The sequence below is a fragment of the Erysipelothrix aquatica genome (assembly GCF_009828825.1).
GTDB classification, from domain to species: Bacteria; Bacillota_I; Bacilli_A; order Erysipelotrichales; family Erysipelotrichaceae; genus Erysipelothrix; species Erysipelothrix aquatica_A.
In genome coordinates this window covers 44,045-61,606 of sequence record NZ_WTTA01000003.1, presented here as the reverse complement: position 1 = coordinate 61,606, position 17,562 = coordinate 44,045, and the positions used below count along the sequence as shown (strand labels likewise).

The 17,562-nt window shown below is 37.1% G+C and carries 16 protein-coding genes; 15 read left to right on the top strand and 1 reads right to left on the bottom strand.

The window, feature by feature from the left end:
• Positions 1–7 precede the first annotated feature (7 nt).
• The 10 genes from GVV22_RS06240 (at position 8) to GVV22_RS06195 (ending at position 10,762) form a co-directional block, all read left to right on the top strand.
• Entirely contained in the window at positions 8–1,672 is a 1,665-nt protein-coding gene (locus GVV22_RS06240) for an ABC transporter permease (protein WP_159649277.1), read from the top strand.
• Between the two features lie 99 nt (positions 1,673–1,771).
• A complete protein-coding gene (locus GVV22_RS06235; RefSeq protein ID WP_159649276.1) occupies positions 1,772–2,515 on the top strand; it encodes a MurR/RpiR family transcriptional regulator in 744 nt (247 codons plus the stop codon).
• 120 nt (positions 2,516–2,635) lie between these two features.
• Positions 2,636–4,189 carry a PTS transporter subunit EIIC gene (locus GVV22_RS06230; protein ID WP_159649275.1) on the top strand — a complete coding sequence of 518 codons (1,554 nt, stop codon included), beginning with the start codon at positions 2,636–2,638 and terminating at the stop codon, positions 4,187–4,189.
• An 8-nt stretch (positions 4,190–4,197) separates the two neighbouring features.
• Positions 4,198–5,526, top strand: coding sequence for a 6-phospho-alpha-glucosidase (locus tag GVV22_RS06225; protein WP_236261933.1), 1,329 nt, complete (start codon positions 4,198–4,200; stop codon positions 5,524–5,526).
• Positions 5,523–6,689, top strand: a complete 1,167-nt coding sequence (locus tag GVV22_RS06220; RefSeq protein WP_159649274.1) for an NAD(P)-dependent malic enzyme — start codon at positions 5,523–5,525, stop codon at positions 6,687–6,689. The genes GVV22_RS06225 and GVV22_RS06220 overlap by 4 nt, the downstream gene beginning before the upstream one ends.
• Entirely contained in the window at positions 6,689–7,168 is a 480-nt protein-coding gene (locus tag GVV22_RS06215; RefSeq protein WP_159649273.1) for a PTS sugar transporter subunit IIA, read from the top strand. Before GVV22_RS06220 ends, GVV22_RS06215 begins: the two co-directional genes overlap by 1 nt.
• 237 nt (positions 7,169–7,405) lie before the next feature.
• On the top strand, positions 7,406–7,795 hold the full coding sequence (locus tag GVV22_RS06210; RefSeq protein ID WP_159649272.1) for a RidA family protein: 390 nt from the start codon (positions 7,406–7,408) through the stop codon (positions 7,793–7,795).
• 235 nt (positions 7,796–8,030) lie between these two features.
• The gene (locus tag GVV22_RS06205) at positions 8,031–8,342 is read left to right on the top strand and encodes a hypothetical protein (protein ID WP_159649271.1); all 312 of its coding nucleotides are present in this window, start codon (positions 8,031–8,033) and stop codon (positions 8,340–8,342) included.
• 42 nt (positions 8,343–8,384) lie between these two features.
• Complete coding sequence (locus GVV22_RS06200) at positions 8,385–10,070, top strand: hypothetical protein (protein ID WP_159649270.1); 1,686 nt, start codon at positions 8,385–8,387, stop codon at positions 10,068–10,070.
• A gap of 20 nt (positions 10,071–10,090) precedes the next feature.
• Positions 10,091–10,762, top strand: coding sequence for an ABC transporter ATP-binding protein (locus tag GVV22_RS06195; RefSeq protein ID WP_159649269.1), 672 nt, complete (start codon positions 10,091–10,093; stop codon positions 10,760–10,762).
• 54 nt (positions 10,763–10,816) lie between these two features.
• Here the strand turns inward: GVV22_RS06195 and uvsE are convergent, their stop codons facing one another.
• Positions 10,817–12,091 (bottom strand): UV DNA damage repair endonuclease UvsE, encoded by a 1,275-nt coding sequence (uvsE, locus tag GVV22_RS06190; protein WP_159649268.1) that lies wholly within the window; start codon positions 12,089–12,091, stop codon positions 10,817–10,819.
• A gap of 189 nt (positions 12,092–12,280) precedes the next feature.
• Here uvsE and GVV22_RS06185 point away from each other — a divergent pair, with 189 nt between their 5' ends.
• The 5 genes from GVV22_RS06185 to abc-f all read left to right on the top strand — a co-directional run bounded on the left by GVV22_RS06185 (position 12,281) and on the right by abc-f (position 17,456).
• Positions 12,281–13,003: a LytR/AlgR family response regulator transcription factor gene (locus tag GVV22_RS06185; RefSeq protein WP_159649267.1), complete on the top strand. Its 723-nt coding sequence runs from the start codon at positions 12,281–12,283 to the stop codon at positions 13,001–13,003.
• The gene (locus tag GVV22_RS06180) at positions 13,000–14,292 is read left to right on the top strand and encodes a GHKL domain-containing protein (RefSeq protein WP_159649266.1); all 1,293 of its coding nucleotides are present in this window, start codon (positions 13,000–13,002) and stop codon (positions 14,290–14,292) included. Before GVV22_RS06185 ends, GVV22_RS06180 begins: the two co-directional genes overlap by 4 nt.
• A 100-nt stretch (positions 14,293–14,392) precedes the next feature.
• Positions 14,393–14,950 carry an accessory gene regulator B family protein gene (locus tag GVV22_RS06175; protein ID WP_159649265.1) on the top strand — a complete coding sequence of 186 codons (558 nt, stop codon included), beginning with the start codon at positions 14,393–14,395 and terminating at the stop codon, positions 14,948–14,950.
• A 264-nt stretch (positions 14,951–15,214) separates the two neighbouring features.
• On the top strand, positions 15,215–15,649 hold the full coding sequence (locus tag GVV22_RS06170; RefSeq protein WP_159649264.1) for a VOC family protein: 435 nt from the start codon (positions 15,215–15,217) through the stop codon (positions 15,647–15,649).
• A gap of 268 nt (positions 15,650–15,917) precedes the next feature.
• The gene (abc-f, locus tag GVV22_RS06165; protein WP_159649263.1) at positions 15,918–17,456 is read left to right on the top strand and encodes a ribosomal protection-like ABC-F family protein; all 1,539 of its coding nucleotides are present in this window, start codon (positions 15,918–15,920) and stop codon (positions 17,454–17,456) included.
• Positions 17,457–17,562: the final 106 nt, after the last annotated feature.

Here is a 17,562-nt window from a genome sequence, read left to right as displayed (position 1 = left end):
AGAAAATATGAAAAAACATATAGGATTATGGATTAGTAATTTAATAGTTTCAAGTGCAGTTATCACAGCAACGTATGCTCTCCTTCATCTTGGTGTAAAGCACTGTACGAGAGCCTCTATAGCTCGAAGTTCATGTTCAATATTTACATTTATAAATGAACAGAAGCTTCTTTCCTTGTTGATAGTGTTAGTGATAGCATCAGCCGGTTTGTTTTTCTTTAAAGTGTTAGAATACTGGATTTTTATAACGAAGGATATCTATAAGATACAACATATCGTCGGATACAGTCTTTGTGAGCAACGTAGGTACATGGTTCGAAAAACAATCATAAATTATCTATCAAGTTTTGCAGGAGCATTTATGTTGTTTGTCATATTTATTCGACCTACTAATGCTACCGCGGTATTTAGCGGGATTGTCGCAATAGTGATAGAAAGTGTTGCCGTTCTCTGGGGAATAACTAGAATTTTACTTGCAATTGGTAAGCCAGACGATCATGCAAGCCCTCGTTGCATACGTTATGTTTCGAAATCGTTTAGTGTAAGTTTAAATGTTATTCAAGTAACATTAACTTTACTAGTGATTGCTTTCTTTACAACAGTGCTTGGAGATAAATTAAAAGATACTAAAGCATATCAGCAGTACACGAATAATGAAAAGTTACATGCCATACGTTTAATCGAAGATAGTGGTCCTAACAATATGTTCGTTCATAAACTACGTAAGCAGACAGCAGAAGAGAATTTATCGTTTCTTCATAATTTTAGAGCGATGCTTATTGAACACGAACAGGACATGTTCACGTTCTATGAATCAGCTGGAAGTCCAACTTCAACACTCAAAACAAAAGTTGATCATTATTACAGTTCCAGTGAGTACGTAATGAAGGCCAATGAGATTCAAGTTACGTCGGGACGCATGATCAAGAATGGTGATTTTACGAGTGTTAGTGAACCAATTCCAGTTTTAATTGGATCAGAATTGTCGGATACGTTACGTATTGGACAAACGTATAAAATGATGGGAAGTACCTATCAAATTGTTGGGGTTATGAAAGCAGGAGAAACTGTCTTTGCACCAAATGACTTTAAATCAGCAACAGTAGATAAGAGTATTATTGCGCCGTTTAATCCGCGTTTAATTCGCGAAGATACGCTTAAATTTCATGAGGCAATCTACAACAATCTCTATGTTAAAAATATGGATGAATCAAAACTAGAATATAATATCCAAAACATATCAATGAGTTCGCTAAAGCATGAAGCTGTGGATATAAAGGATTCTGTAACGACGACGTATCAAGCTGCACTAAAAATCGCTTATTTTTGGTTGGTGTTAGCATTGGTTTTCTTAGTATTTGTATTTTTCACATTCATAAGCAATGCAATTATGGAAATTGATAAAAAGGCATATAGAAATGCTATCTATCTTAAACTTGGATATCGGGTGAAATACATTATTTACAAAACAATAATACCAACGATACTCTATTGTTTGGTTGGGTATATTGTTGCGGGTGCATTACTTACTGGAATGGGCATTTTTACGTTACCCTATGCACTTCTGGCGATTTATGTATGTTTCTCAATTATTGGTGCAACAGTAATATGCCTACAAATCAAATATAAGAAACAATCGCTGATTCATGATATGGAAGCACTTGAAGACTGAACACAAAACAAATGTAACCGCTATCGAATTTCGTTGCATGACGGAAAGAGACATAGTATGATTGACACAATCAATACGTGAGTTAAGAAAGGATCTACTATGAATCGGATAATAGAAAAATTTGATACCTTAACTGAAAGTGAACGTCGTGTATGTAATTACATTGTGCAAAATATGCATGAGGTTGAAACCATTAATATCAATGAATTGGCGGACAAATCATTAACTTCGAAAACAGTTGTGATTACGATGTCCCAGAAGCTTGGGTTTTCAGGATTCTCGGATTTGAAGTATTACATTAAGACCTACAATGCATCACAACATGAACATATTACAACTGAGGCATTCAACGACTCAGTCATTGCACTTACAAAAATGACGGGCAACTTGGTGAATTACAGTAATCTACAAAAATCTGCAGAAGCGATACTAAACGCTAAAACAGTTTATATAGCTGCTAGAGGAACATCAAAATCCGTTGCTCAGCATCTTAATCATTTACTGTTAACCATCGGGTTAAAATGCATTATTTTAGATGACTATAATTTGCTATCAATTATTACGCCCACGATTGATCCTCGAGAAGTTATTATTCTGATTTCATTATCAGGAGAAACACGAAAAATAGTCGAAGCGGCGAAAATTGTTAAGTCACGAAATGTTCCTATCATTTCCATTACATCGTTCACACATAATGTGCTTGCTCGAATGTCTGATATTAACCTGTACACTGCGTCAGATTCTGTCGCGACAGCAACGAATGATGGTATCTCTCGAGTTGGGATGTTTATGATTGTCGAGATGCTCGCGAATGAAATTGTGTATCAGAAAAATCCGACCTAAGTCGCAAGATACGACCTAGGTTTTTTAATGCGTCCAATTCCGTGAGAATTAAAGAGTAAGCGGTTACGAAGTTTTGTATTATGGTCTTAGAAACGTGATATACGTTACAGGAGGAAGAAGATGTTCAAGAAGTATAGTAAGCAAATCCAGACATTTGGTCGATCTCTGCTTCTTCCAATTGGGGTATTAGCTCCGGTTGGAATGATTCTTGGTATTAGTGGTGCGTTCGTACAACCGTACATGATTGATAAATTACCATTTCTCGGAAATGAAGTAATTCAGACAACACTAAAAAGTACGCGAACGATTATGAGTGTTGTCTTTGACAACATTCCATTACTATTTGCAATGGGGGTTGCCTATGGTATGAGTAAACGCGATAAGGGGATCGCGGTCTTTGCATCCGTTGTTGCCTATTTAGTACTTATCATTACGATGAGCGTATGGCTCACGGTTACTGGAAATTTAGCAGATCCAGAACTTATCTCACAAATGGGACAAATCAAAGTACTCGGTGTTCAAACCATGAACTTAAATACGGCAGGAGGAATCTTTGCTGGGTTGATGGCTGCATGGGCTACTGACAAATTCTATAACTTAGAATTACCGATTGCATTTGCTTTCTTTGGAGGAAAGAAATCTGTTCCAATTATTACATCAGCACTTATGATTGGATTTGGTTTGTTAATTCCATTTGTATGGCAATTCTTTGTTCAAATGTTAACGCATCTATCAGTTGTTATTTTAAGTCCACTTGGACCACTCTTTACAGCAGGTGGAGAACGTTTATTCATTCCGTTTGGTTTACATCACATTTGGAATGCAATGTTCCGCTTTACCGAAGCCGGGGGAACCTATGTCATTAACGGTACAACATTTGTTGGTGTTGTTCCTGCAATGCAAGAAATTCTATTCAATCTTGGACCTAACAGCGAATACTGGTCAATGATGCCAAGCCTTACACGTTTCATGGCTCAGCAACAGATGTTAGTTACGTTGTTCGCTTTCCCAGCAATCTCATTGGCGATGTATCATACTGCAAAACCAGAAAACAAGAAATTTGTAAAACCATTACTGATTACTTTATGGATGACAGCATTGCTTGGAAACGTCACTGAGCCGCTCGAATTCACATTCGTGTTTATAGCACCATTCTTATACGTAATTTATGCACTCATAATTGGTATTAGTGCAGCAATTTTACCACTCTTTAATGTTGCGATTGGCTACATCCGTGGAACTATCTTTGATTTTGCAATCTTTGGGTTAATGTATGAAGATACGCAATGGATTTACTTTGTATTGGTTGGATTAGTGATGGCAGTCGTCATGTACTTTGTTTTCCGTTGGTACATTCTCAAGTTTGATATTAAGACACCTGGACGTGAAGATGAACAAAATCTCGACAATACACTGATCAAAGAAAAAAATTATAAACGAATTGCTGAATTAGTAGTTGAAGGGCTCGGTGGAAGCGAAAATATTGCCCATGTCGATAACTGTATCACCCGACTTCGAATCGATGTTGTGGATACACAATTAATTAATAATGATATCTTGAAGGAATCTGGTACAACTGGTATTTTCCTTCCTTCAAAAAACCATATACATATTGTATTTGGTCCATTAGTAGAGTTTGTGCGTAATGCAGTAGATGATGAAATTAGAAAGTAGTGATAATCGTGAGACAAGCATATTCAATCACAATAGTAGGGGCAGGGAGTTCAAGAACACCCGCTCTTGTAGGATCAATAGTGGACTACAAAGAACGTTTTCCATTAAAACAGGTAGTATTCTTCGACATTAACAATGATCGTATGAGTAAGATGGATGACTATATTCGGTTGGTGTTGGCACAAGAAATGCCAGAAACTGAAGTAATCTTTACTACCGATAAAGCGATTGCCTACCAACAAGCAGATGCAGTACTTGTACAAATGCGTGCTGGCGATACTCACATGCGTAGTTTGGATGAGAAAATACCCTTGCAATTTGGTCTAGTAGGCCAAGAAACATGCGGTCCAGGTGGCTTTGCATATGGAATGAGATCCATTGGTGCTATGGTTGAAATGGTCAATGACATTCGAGCTATTAACGAAGATGCATGGATATTAAACTATACGAATCCAGCAGCGATTGTTGCCCTTGCTCTTCATAAAATTTTTCCGAATGATAAGCGATTGCTTAACCTTTGTGATCAGCCATACTCAATGATGCGCTCATATGCGAAAATTTTAGATGTTCCGCAGGAAACTTTACGGGCCACGTATTTTGGACTGAATCATTTTGGATGGTTTACGGATATATATGATACCGACGGAAATTCACATTTTGATATCCTAAAAACATTCTTAAAAGACAATGAATTCAAACCTTATAATGCTGAACAACGATCGGCATCATGGCTCGAAACCTATAAGCGGGTAAATAAATACCTTCAATTTTTCCCAGAATATCTACCGAATACCTATCTACAGTATTATTTCTTCCCAGAAGAAATCGTTGCGGAAAGTAATCCAACATATACTCGCGCAGATGAAGCAAAAGATAGTCGTGAGAAAGAAGTATTTGAACTGTGTGCTCAAGCAGTTGGTCGAGATACACTGGGCAATCTTGAAATTTTAACTGGATCTGTTTTCGGTAACTTGATGATTGAGATAGCGGAGTCGATTCTGCATAATCTAAATAACGAGTTTGTGATTATGGTTCCGAATGATGGATTAATTCCAAATTTCCCAAAAGAAGCGATTGTAGAGCTTGCGGGAAGATTAGGCTCTAATGGTCCAGTATGTAAACCGTATGGCGAAATTAAGCCCTTCTACAAAGGCCTGATGGAAGGACAATACGCGTACGAATTGTTAACAGTGGAGTCATGGATGGATCGCGATTATACGAAAGCACTTCAGGCACTAACTTTAAATCGTAGTGTTGTTGATCCACAAAAGGCAAAAGCGGTTTTAGATGCACTCATGGAAGTTAATAAACCGTATTGGACGCTTGAAGTGAAATGAGTAGAGCACTAAATTTACATGCTAATCTTCAAGGAAAACTAACGATTGAGGCAAAGTATAATATAGACACTGCCGATGATTTAGCTTTAGTTTACTCACCAGGAGTCGCAGATCCGTGTCTTGAAATTAAAGCAGATGTGACTCAAGCCTATACCTATACATGGAAACAAAATACAGTTGCAGTTATTTCTGATGGTAGTGCGGTTCTCGGGTTAGGAAATATAGGACCCGAAGCAGCGCTACCCGTTATGGAAGGCAAAGCTATACTACTCAAACGGTTTGCGAATATTAATGCAGTCCCAATTGTACTGAATACTCAAGATACGGAAATGATTATTGAAGTATGTAAAGCAATTGCTTCTGGATTTGGAGCTATCAATCTTGAAGATATTGCAGCACCACGCTGTATTGAAATTGAACAAAGGTTAGAAGAAGAACTAACGATTCCCGTTTTTCATGATGATCAACACGGAACCGCGATTGTGACGCTTGCTGCACTCATGAATGCGCTAAAACTCGTCAACAAATCTGTAGAAACAATAAAAGTAGTTGTAAGTGGAACCGGTGCCGCCGGGAGTGCTATTATTAAGCTACTAAAAGAGTACGGTGTAAAATCAATCCATGCTTTTGATCTTCACGGGATAGTCGCATCAAACACTGCAACCACAGAGCATCAAAAGATGATTGCAGCATTAACAGAAAACCAAGATAATGTGTTATCGATGGATGAAGCATTAGTAAATGCGGATGTATTTATTGGTGTGTCAGCTGGAAATATTATAAAATCATCAATGATTAACCGAATGGCGAAGCATGCTATTGTCTTTGCGATGGCAAACCCAATACCAGAGATTTCTTACGAAGATGCACTTGCTGCAGGTGCATCAGTTGTTGGGACAGGACGTAGTGACTATCCCAATCAAATTAATAATGTACTTGTTTTTCCTGGGCTTTTTAAAGGACTTCTCGAAGTTAAGGCAACATCTGTTCCACAATCAGTACACCTCGCAGCCGCTAAGGCAATTGCAGAATGCATCGATGAAATAGACCTGAGTGCAACAAATATTGTGCCGTCAGTATTTGATCCACGTGTTGTAGATAATGTTGCCAATGCCGTTACTACTACGGTCAAGACACTCAGAGCAAAAGGAGCGAAAATATAATGTTTAAGAAATTATTTGGAAAGAGAGAACTTGAATTTTTTGCCCCAGTCACTGGCCGAATTATTCCGTTAACTGAAGTATCCGATCCCGTTTTTGCATCCTTTGCAATGGGTGATGGGTTTGCCGTAATTCCAATGAGTCATGAAATCTATGCACCTGTTTCAGGAACTGTTGTTGCTGTATTCCCAACGAAGCATGCGATTGGCATAAAAACATCGGACGGTACTGAAGTGTTAATCCACATTGGAATTGATACGGTGACACTTCAAGGAAAGGGTTTTAAAAACTTCGTTGATCTTGACGATGAGGTCACAGAGAATTCAATGATTGCAACGGTGGAATTAGCGCTGCTTCAAGATAAGAACATTGAGGCAACGACAATGGTCATTGTAACGAATCAGCCGACCTCACGGTTTAGGGTCACAGAGAATCATCAAGATGTAAATCAAGGTCAATTAATTCACCTTCAAAAAATATAAAAGGACAGGCGCAACACGCCTGTCCTTTTTCTATTATTATTGCTTAAAAAAATCATGGATGGTATGATACAGAAAACGCAGAAGGAGTTGCTGATGAAACGTATCAATAAATTATCTTTATCATTTGGAGTCAGCAATATGACTGCTGTTTTCTTCGAAAAATCCCATTAAGATGGGATAAGTGCGTCCAAACTAAGCCGAAATTGCACTCAGCAGGATTAGAATAGAGGACAAATAATGAAAAAAATAACAAGGAAAACACCACATAATGTAAATCAACCAGTCGGAAAGTACGCGCATATTACACGTATTCCTGCAGGTCTGGATACCATTGTATTCTCAGGACAAATTGGTGTCCAAGAAGATGGAACACTACCACTTGATTTTAAAAAAGAAATAGAACAGATGTTTGATAATATTCGCGATTTACTCGATCATGAAAGCATTACACCCGAAGACATCACAAAAGTTAATATATGGTCTGTTAAGGAAATCGATTGGGACCATTTTGATGCTACATGGGATGCCTTCTTTAGTTACGATTATCCTTCCATGACAATCGCATACATTAGCGCTCTGGGTTTGCCAGAAATCAATATCGAAATCGATATTTGGGCAGCTAAATAGTTTTAAAGGCTTAGTTTAATTGGGTTACCCGCAGGTAACCTTTTTTTGTGCGGATGGTTATCAATTGACCCTTTATACAAAAATATAGGCCGCTCGTTCTAGACTTGAGGTTATTAAAAAATGTGATGATAAAATAACAATACAATCATAGGATTTATACTTGCTTGAGACATACTTGAAATAAAAAATGATTATAGCTGATATCGAAGATAGAGTTATTGAGAGAGGTGATACTATGAAAAAATACTTTGTTGCAATATTAGTTTTTTTGTTTTTAGCGGGAAGCATTAATCAGGTAAAAGCATATCGACATTACCAAGATGTCTCGCATCATGAACGGAGAACGCCATATTTTTTTGGATATGGATGCAATTCGAAAACCACTGCACGTAATTCAGGTCTAAAATGGATGAGAGCATGGGTTAAAGTTGGTCAAAAAAGGCATGTTAATACCAAGTGGTTTCCCCAGGTTGGAGATACAGTTCAAACATGGCTCGTAGCAGAACCAGGGCAATCCTGCACAACTGGTTCAGAATCCAAAAGGTAATTTTAGGCCATGTTAATCCATGTCCCTCTAGGAGATAAATGAATGAATTTTAATAAGTCAATCAAACTAAAGATACTCATGTGGGCAAACCAGTTTATAACCTCGATACTCTTCATTTGCATAATCGAAGTTATAATGTCGAGTTTTGGAGATCACTGCTATCATCAATCGAAATGTACACCACCACAGGTATGTACGGTGCAAAGCTACATTATGGAACAAGGATTTATCATGATAAATGTCATTGCGTTAGTAATTACAGGTGTGATAGCTTTGAACCTCGTCATTAAATACTGGATCTACTATCATGCTGATATTACAAAGGTACTTAGACTTGTTGGATATTCGACTCTAGATCAGGTTAAATATCATTGCGTTGCTCTTAGGAGGATCACCGTAAGTGCGTACTTAGTAAGTACATTGGTAATCAGGTTTCATTACGGAAGTTTGAAAATAAACATTCTTGTTGCATTATTTCTGAGTTTTTTGATTATTCATATTTTAACGTACATCAAAGTACTTTTTTGCGTTAGAAAAGAATACATTGATGTCACTGTAGGTATTAACAAATACAGGAATCGATGCATTAAAGTGCTTGAAGGCGTCATGAGTATAATTCAAATTGCAGTTCCTCTGACATTTAGTATGTTTCTCGTTATAAATATGCAAAACGCATATACTGATTTTCAAATGCAGCAGACGTTTAGTAAGAGTAAATCGTTAACTCATTTCGACCCAATAGAAAACGATGCATTAAGTGAAAGCTTTGAAGGTCGTATTGGAAAACTTAATGACACTCAATTAAATCAGTATAAAACGCGGATAGAACGTTTACTCAATCAATATGAGGAGCAACTAGTTCTACTTTTTGAGCAAGTTTATCAAGAAAAATTTAACTTAAGAGTGTCCATAGAAAAATATCGATCGATAAGCAAACTGGTTGGCGAGTTCAATAACTTAGAAGTAGTAGCTGGAAGGGGTTTGATAGAAAAAGACTATGAATTTGAAGATGGAAGCATTCCAGTATTAGTTGGATATAATTTGAGGAAAAATATTTCCATAAATCAGACATTTGAGAAGGATACAATGCAGTTTGTCGTCGTAGGGATTATGAAGCAACATCAAACAATCACATCACCTCAGTATTTTCTACCAGAATCTATCGATAACGATATTGTGATCCCGTTTCATCCAAAACACATACAAACCATGAATTTTGAAATAAATCATCACATTTTAAAAAATATAATCATCAATGATTTATCTGACAATCAAATTAAGGAAGTGCTCCAAACGTTGAATCTTTCGCCAATTTCATTTAAAACGATTGATGGGCAAAAAGAACTTGCAGAGTCTTTAAAATCGAAGCTTTCCTATGCAATGATTTGGGTATATATCGGTCTATTCACAATGTTTTATGCGCTGCTTTGCTACTTTATTTCTATTTTTCTCGATTTGGAAATAAGCAAATACAAGTATGCGGTTATGCAAACCGTTGGTTACTCAAAAACACAGATTACGATTCACCTAATCATGAATAAACTCATACAACTTATGATGGGTTTGTTTCTTGCACAATTCATAACGACAGGGATGGGCGCTGCAACGAAAATAGGGATCCTCACAAATAGCATTCTTGCGCTAACAATAATTGTTGGTATTTGGTATCTTGCATGGAGGAAAATCGAGAATTTAGAGATTACTAAAGTCATTGCCGGAAAGCGATAGCAAGATAGGAAAGGAAGTTTATGAAAATATACGAAGTGAGGCGCTTGGAAAAAGTGTATGGTAAAAATGCTGCAACAGAAACAGCATTAGATGGCATTAACCTAACAATAAATAAAGGTGAGATGGTTGCAATCATAGGAAAATCAGGTTCCGGAAAGAGTACACTTTTGAACCTGCTTGCAGGGCTTATTCCATTGACGCAGGGAACTATTTTATTTAAACAAGAAAATCTGGGTGCGTTCAAAGATAAACAAATGGCATCATATCGAAATAAAAACATTGGATACATCGTGCAAAATTTTGGACTTATATCAACGATGACTGTACTCAAAAATGTACTATTACCGATGAAACATAAGAAAGATGCATCGAAAGCGCTCGGTATTTTGAAACAACTAGGAATGGAAGAGAAAGCTAGCAAATATCCATACGAACTCTCAGGCGGTGAACGGCAACGTGTCGCGATTGCCCGGGCTCTCATCAATGATCCGGATGTCATCTTGGCTGATGAGCCTACAGGTGCCTTGGATAGTGAGAATGGCGCTAATTTAATGGAAATATTTAAGGCTCTAAATCAAGAAGGATTAACACTTGTTATTGTGACCCATGATGAAGGAATAGCATCACAATGTAATCATCGCATTAAGCTAAAAGATGGTAAAGTCATCGAGGATATACTGGTAAACCAATAAAAAAACTCAACAGAGCCGGACCTTAAGGTAGATTTGGCTCTGTTGAGTTTTTCATTAGGTATTCGATGAGACTAAGAAGTAAGATTCGAGTAAGTATGAACTTTGATACTTCATGGCAAGCTTATACAGGAATTTTGTGATAGGTTGAATCGTAACCGTTTCCGCTCTTAGTGCCTCCAAGTAGGAGAAGAAGCGCTTTTGTTCTGCAGAGGATGCATGATGTTTAAAATATCCCCACGCGTGTTCCAAAGCATTGATTTGAGTCCCAATTGTAGTAGGACCTGCAAGTGTTTGATCAACAACATGATAAAATGCTACAGGATTAACGATTTTATTTTCTCTGAACAGTAGACGAAGTTCGTTGTATGCATGTGTTGAATAAGACATGATTAAATACTTATACCGAGCCCACTCTTGTTCCAGTACTAATTGAGAGGGGTTAAAGTATTGATTTACTTTTATAAATGAACGATTCTTATCTTTGACTTCCAACATAATATCAAGGTCAAATTGTGAATATAAAAGCTCATAGTCATCAATGAATTGATCGAGATTGATGGTGTCCGTATGCGCTCCAGGACGTTTGTTGTAGGCTTGTTGACTGTAATGAACTTTGGGTCTTCCATCGTCTTCTTTCCACGTACCAATTACTTGAGCAACAATCTCTTGAGGCGCAAGCGTTTCTAAAGAAGGGTTAACAAGGTGATGGAGGTTATCATAGATTAAAGGTACTTCCGTTTTTTCAGAGAGATATAATATGTCAGCCACTGTATAAAGACGATCATCATTTTCAATCACAAGATATTTTTTTATAATTTCGGGCAAACGATGATTGTAAACATTGATGAAACGACGCATCGCAGCTTCTTTATCGCCATAAACGCCACCAACATGTAGAATTATCTTATGATTAGCATCCCCTGATAATAGTTCCATAAGTTGTGCGTGATATCTCAAATCGTCAATGGAAGCAGCAACTACCGCTTCATTTTGAGCGTTTAGTACGGTGTATTGTCCAGGGTGGCAGGAGATACGTATCTGGTGTGTTTGTATTTTGGTTCGAAGTTTGGTGAAATACTCTGAAAACTCATGCGACCAATTGAGCGTATTCAAAGGTGATGAACCAAAGGGGATGAGGGACGAAGAAATTCTAAAAAAGTAATTGTTGTGCTTAATGTTATAATCAAGCATCGCATCCAAAGTAGCCAAATTATCACGAATTAAATCACGGAGTAGCGTTTCCGTGAGATCGTCTTTACGACAGGTTCGAAACCGTGCATGTGTATCAATATTTAAACTCGCATATCCAATTCTTGGAGTAATAGACATTATCAAAACCTCGCATCTCTATTAATTCAATAATATCGTAAAGATTCGGTCCGTGCAATGACAAATGATTCTTGAAAATGCACAGTTTATATACAGTCAGCACCCTGACAAAATATGGTACAATAAAATAAACTGTGAAATAAAATTCACAATAATAGAACTTAACCAGAATTGATGAAGGAGCGCTCAATGTTTAAAATTGCGATTGTTGATGATAACCCACTATTTAAAGAGCAAGTATACCAGTTAATTTCAGAATCAGCGGATACTCTTAATATTGCTACAATTGACACATATGAGTCATCAGAAGCCTATATTAATCGATCACCTTTCATTATTTATAACCTAGTAATTTTAGATATAGAGATGCCTGGTATGGATGGCGTATCGCTTGCTAAGCAAATCCAGCAGGCAGAACAAGCAACAAAAATAATCTTTCTAACGTCCTATGTTCATTATATGAAAGATGCTTTTGGCCTGAATGTTCATAAATACATCATGAAAGAAGATGTTGCTCATGAGTTGATTCAAGCTATTGAAGAAATACGCGATGTGTTTGTTAAATCTAAAAGTAAGAAAATATCACTTAAAACAAACAATAAAGAAATCCAAGTAGATGTCAACGACATTATAATTATCGAATATACTGATCGTCACCCGTATGTCTATACGGAATCACACAAAATTAAAGTTATCAATGCATCCTTGACGGATATCTACAAGCGTTTGGATTCGCGCTTTTTTGTTCGACCTAATAGCGGAACAATTATCAATTTACTCCATGTTGATTCTGTTTCATCCAAGAGCCTAGAAATGCGCTCATTTGACAAAGAAATTAGCATATCACGTGGGCGATATAAAGAGATTATACGTGTCTATACTGAATATCTCATGTTGGGGGACACACTATGACACTCGACATCATCCTACGCACTGGTATCGAAGTCATGTTGTGTTTCGTAGATATTATTTTGTTAGATTTTTATTGTGGTAAGCTTGCAACTAAAAAAGATATTCCGACACCTTTCAAAGTAGTTGTAGCGATTTTGACGGCGGGTTTATTATATTTTGCAACGAATACTCTTTATTCGAATGAAGGAACAATTTTTTCACTGTTATTGATGCTCAGTTACGCATTTGTGCTATTCGACGAAAGCAATACCAAAAGAGTTTTCGCAGTCTTTGGTTACTATGTATTGAGCGGAATCGTAACTTTGTTAGTAACGTCCCTTGTATCATGGATTTTCGGCATATCCTATGTCGATCTGTTACAACAATTTAGTGTTTGGGTTGTCGTAGCACTAATGATTAAGCTTGTGATGTTAATGATTGGTATTGTGCTGAGTACAACGCTGTTACCAACGCAAACCCGACGTGAAAATCTAATTGGCATTGCGCAATATCTAGGTGTATCATTTATCGTTCTTGTACTTTTGTATGATTATTTGTTTATCAATGCGCTAACACACATTGAAAATATTATTGTCCTGATGACCCTGACTTATGTTGTAAGCTTTGTACTCATCCTCGCATTAATTACGCGATACTTTAAAGAAAAAAATGAGCGAATGCTCATGGAATCAGCCTTATTTGAGGCTAACCAAAAAAATGAAGCGTATATTCAAAGTGTCCAAGATAAAATAGAAACTGCAAAGCTCAAACACGATCTGAAGAACCACTTAATTACACTTCAAAGCTTCATTGAAAATGGCATGAATGATGAATCCATTCGATATATTCAGACACTCCATGCATTGCCAGAACTTAAGTCGTATGTTAACACCAACAATCTAACGATAAATGCAATCTTAAATTCAAAAATATCGACATACCCGAACATTCGTTTTAAGGTGCGTCATGATGAAGGTCGTTTTGCGATTCCGCACGATAAACTGACAATTATACTTGGAAATGCGATGGATAATGCAATTAATGAAACACTGCTATACGCACACGATCCAAAAGAAATTAAAATTGTAATTAGTGAAAATCATCAGTTTATAAAAATTTATATTGCGAACAAAATCTCGCACCCAGTCACAATGGTAGATGGAAAGCCAATTAACAAATCCGGAAAACGTGTTGGTCTTGGGGTAGATAATATCTTGGATGCCGTGAAAATTTTGAACGGTAGGGCTATGTTTATGAGTGAAAGGGATACCTTTCAATTTAAAGCACTCATTCCACATTCGGACAAATAAAAGCTAAAATTACAACTTAAACCTTAAAAACGACGATATAAACAAAAAAACTTTAAACAATGTACGATTAAACGTATTATAAGTTCGGTGGGGGTATGCCATGGAATACATTTCACGAATGATAAGCAAATCGTTTTGTAAATTAGGCTATATAGAAGCAAACCAAATTGAGGACTTGCGGTACGGATTAGAGGTCGTAATCTCTAATGCGATTACCCTTCTTTCAATTTTAGGATTTGGGATTGTCATCCATAGATTTACCGAAACAATGATTTTCTTCTCGATATTCATTGTTTCACGGAGTCTTCGTGATCGCTATCACGCAAAAACATTTATGTCCTGCTTCATCATGACATTCGGTACGTACTTACTTGCTCTGGTACTGTCGTATGTGATTGCAGCAGAAGTCCAAATGTATTGGGGAATATATTTGGTACTCTTAAATTGTTTAATTGTATACTATACCAATGTATTGGGAAATGACGACCCGAAGAAACACAGTGATAAATTTGATTATTTCTTCTATGTGTTAAACTGTGTACTCTTATTAACTAGCATTCTCGCGCCATCTCAACTAACTGTTTTCTCGAGTGTCGTTACCCTAGTCATTGCTTCTACATCCTATTTCAATGTTGAAATGATAAACGAAAACGTATAATGTTTCGTTATCCGCGGTATTTACATCGCGTTTATTTGGCACTGTTTTAAAACCAAAGGAGGAGAGCAATGAAGTTCTTCATTAATGCGTTGTTGGGTCTCGCAGAGCGATCCACAACTCTTTCTATCTGGGCGTTCTACAGACCAAAAAAGTAGAAACTCTATAATAGTAATTCAAAAGGATGGTGTGATTGCCATCCTTTTGCGTGCATATAGATGAAACAAAGAAACTACCATGTTATAATTTTGAAAAAGGAGGCAGACAATGACACGAGATATCGAAGTTAATTTTGTTGTACCGGATAGTCTACTCGCATTGGAAACATATCGCAAGATTTTTGAGATAGATGTCCTCGAAGTAACTCAGTTCCCTCAGGGCAGTAATGAAGCAATCTTCACAATCTATGGTATGAAGTTTCATATGCTTGATGAAAATGCTGAGTATGGTCTGATAGCACCGTCTGGAGAAATTCAAGCGACAATTTGGTTTAATGTAACAGTACCAAATATCATGCAAATCCATCATAATGCGCTTAGGAATGGGTGTGTGGAATTGCAAGCTGTAACACCGATGTTGGATTATGGTGTAAGCAATTCGTTGTTCAAAGACCCATTTGGGTATCTCTGGATGCTTCACGAACAACACGAGCACGTTGCCGATGCTATGCGAGATGATATTCTCACAGAGGTTTTTGAGTAATATTTACATTAATCAGATTTCGTGGTAAACTGTAAAAAAATAAGGAGGTGATGACTGTGTCCATCTGTATGATTAAAAATATTAATAACAATAATGATACCATCAAGTACTTTGATGCTTTTAGTCGTACAGTAACTTTCACAACTCTTTCAATAACAAAGGGACGAGTGCGTCCAATTTAATTGAAAGAAGTGTAAGAACAGTCATTATCATGGCCTAGTTTACGCTAGGCTTTTTTCTTACCCTTCTTTAAGAAAGAAGGATAAATATGAAAATAAACTTAAATAATATAACAAAAATCTATGCTGATGAAGCAATTCTTGAGGCATGCGACCTCGAAGTAAAATTAGGCGATCATATCGCGATTGTTGGTGAAAATGGAAGTGGAAAATCCACACTCCTTAAAATAATTGCAGGCCTTGAGAACTATCAAGAAGGTCAACGTATCGTACCAAAAGATATCAAAGTGGGGTATATGAATCAACAATTCCCTGTCTTTGAGGGTACAGCCCATGCATATGTTATGCAGCAATTTGGGGAACTTCAAGAACTCGAACGAAAAATGCAAGTTCTGGAACAAGGATTCGCAACCAGTGATGATCTTGAGTCAGATCTCGAAAAATACGAAAAAGTAACGCACCAATTTGAAGTGCACGGTGGTTATCAAGTCGGAAATGATATTCAACGAATCGCGACGGGACTTGCTATTAGCAATGCTTTGGAACAAGACTATAATGAGCTTAGTGGCGGCCAAAAAACACGAATAGAACTCGTTAAACTATTGGTCTCAAATGTAGAGGTGCTTTGTTTGGATGAACCAACAAACCATCTTGATTACGATGGTATCCAATGGCTTGAAAACTATTGCAAATCTTTACGCAAGACACTAATAATTGTGTCCCATGATCGAGAATTTCTGAATCAAGTTGTGGATGTGATTCATGATATTGAAGATGGAAGTATCGTAACCTATCATGGTAATTATGATCAGTTCCAAATTCAAAAGAAAGAACGCTTTGCTCGGTTGGTCTTAGACTATGAGGCACAACAAAAAATTATTCAAAAACTCAAACTTGCAATACGCCGTTATCGCCAATGGGGACATGAAAGTGATAATGAGGATTTCTTTAAACGTGCGAAAGCAATTGAGAAACGCCTCGAAAAAATGGAAAAATTGCCAAAGCCAGAAGAACTGGAACGGAAATTGAACTTGAGCTTTGATCTGAATAATCGTAGTGGTAAACAAGTTCTAACTGCATGTGAACTTGAAGTCGGGTACACACATCCTCTGGGTAATCCGAAGAATCTGAATATTTTTTGGCAAGAGCGAGTTGCACTTTTAGGTGCGAACGGTACCGGAAAGAGCACACTTTTAAAAACGATAATGGGTGAAATTCCGGCATTGGGAGGAACTCTGAAAATTGGCGAAAGTGTATCAATCGGATACTTACCGCAACAACATGTATTTGAAGACGAAAATGAGCGGATATTAAGCTATACGCAGCAATCACTAAATATGAGTGAATTTGACGCACGCAGGATGCTGGCACAGTTTGGGTTTTACCAAAGTGATGTATATAAACCAATTCGTTACCTCAGCGGTGGTGAAAAGGTTCGAATTAAACTGATGGAAATAATGTATCGTAAGCATAACTTAATTATTCTTGATGAGCCTACGAATCACCTTGATATTCAAAGCTGTGAAATCCTTGAAGATGTGCTCATGCAATACCAAGGGACACTCATTGTTGTCAGCCATGACCGCTATTTCTTACGCCGTCTTAATGTCAAAAATATTGAAATCTAAAAGAGAGTTATACTCTCTTTTTCTTGTGATATAAATAACGTTGTACAAATCAACGCGTTGCTTATAAAAAATAAGAAAGCACTTACATTTGGGAATTGCTCCGTTA

Bases quoted from the DNA above. Each gene is read 5' to 3' on its own strand.
- GVV22_RS06240 (WP_159649277.1), top strand. From the start codon at position 8: ATGAAAAAACATATAGGATTATGGATTAGTAATTTAATAGTTTCAAGT.
- GVV22_RS06235 (WP_159649276.1), top strand. From the start codon at position 1,772: ATGAATCGGATAATAGAAAAATTTGATACCTTAACTGAAAGTGAACGT.
- GVV22_RS06230 (WP_159649275.1), top strand. From the start codon at position 2,636: ATGTTCAAGAAGTATAGTAAGCAAATCCAGACATTTGGTCGATCTCTG.
- GVV22_RS06220 (WP_159649274.1), top strand. From the start codon at position 5,523: ATGAGTAGAGCACTAAATTTACATGCTAATCTTCAAGGAAAACTAACG.
- GVV22_RS06215 (WP_159649273.1), top strand. From the start codon at position 6,689: ATGTTTAAGAAATTATTTGGAAAGAGAGAACTTGAATTTTTTGCCCCA.
- GVV22_RS06210 (WP_159649272.1), top strand. From the start codon at position 7,406: ATGAAAAAAATAACAAGGAAAACACCACATAATGTAAATCAACCAGTC.
- GVV22_RS06205 (WP_159649271.1), top strand. From the start codon at position 8,031: ATGAAAAAATACTTTGTTGCAATATTAGTTTTTTTGTTTTTAGCGGGA.
- GVV22_RS06200 (WP_159649270.1), top strand. From the start codon at position 8,385: ATGAATTTTAATAAGTCAATCAAACTAAAGATACTCATGTGGGCAAAC.
- GVV22_RS06195 (WP_159649269.1), top strand. From the start codon at position 10,091: ATGAAAATATACGAAGTGAGGCGCTTGGAAAAAGTGTATGGTAAAAAT.
- uvsE (WP_159649268.1), bottom strand. From the start codon at position 12,091: ATGTCTATTACTCCAAGAATTGGATATGCGAGTTTAAATATTGATACA.
- GVV22_RS06185 (WP_159649267.1), top strand. From the start codon at position 12,281: ATGTTTAAAATTGCGATTGTTGATGATAACCCACTATTTAAAGAGCAA.
- GVV22_RS06180 (WP_159649266.1), top strand. From the start codon at position 13,000: ATGACACTCGACATCATCCTACGCACTGGTATCGAAGTCATGTTGTGT.
- GVV22_RS06175 (WP_159649265.1), top strand. From the start codon at position 14,393: ATGGAATACATTTCACGAATGATAAGCAAATCGTTTTGTAAATTAGGC.
- GVV22_RS06170 (WP_159649264.1), top strand. From the start codon at position 15,215: ATGACACGAGATATCGAAGTTAATTTTGTTGTACCGGATAGTCTACTC.
- abc-f (WP_159649263.1), top strand. From the start codon at position 15,918: ATGAAAATAAACTTAAATAATATAACAAAAATCTATGCTGATGAAGCA.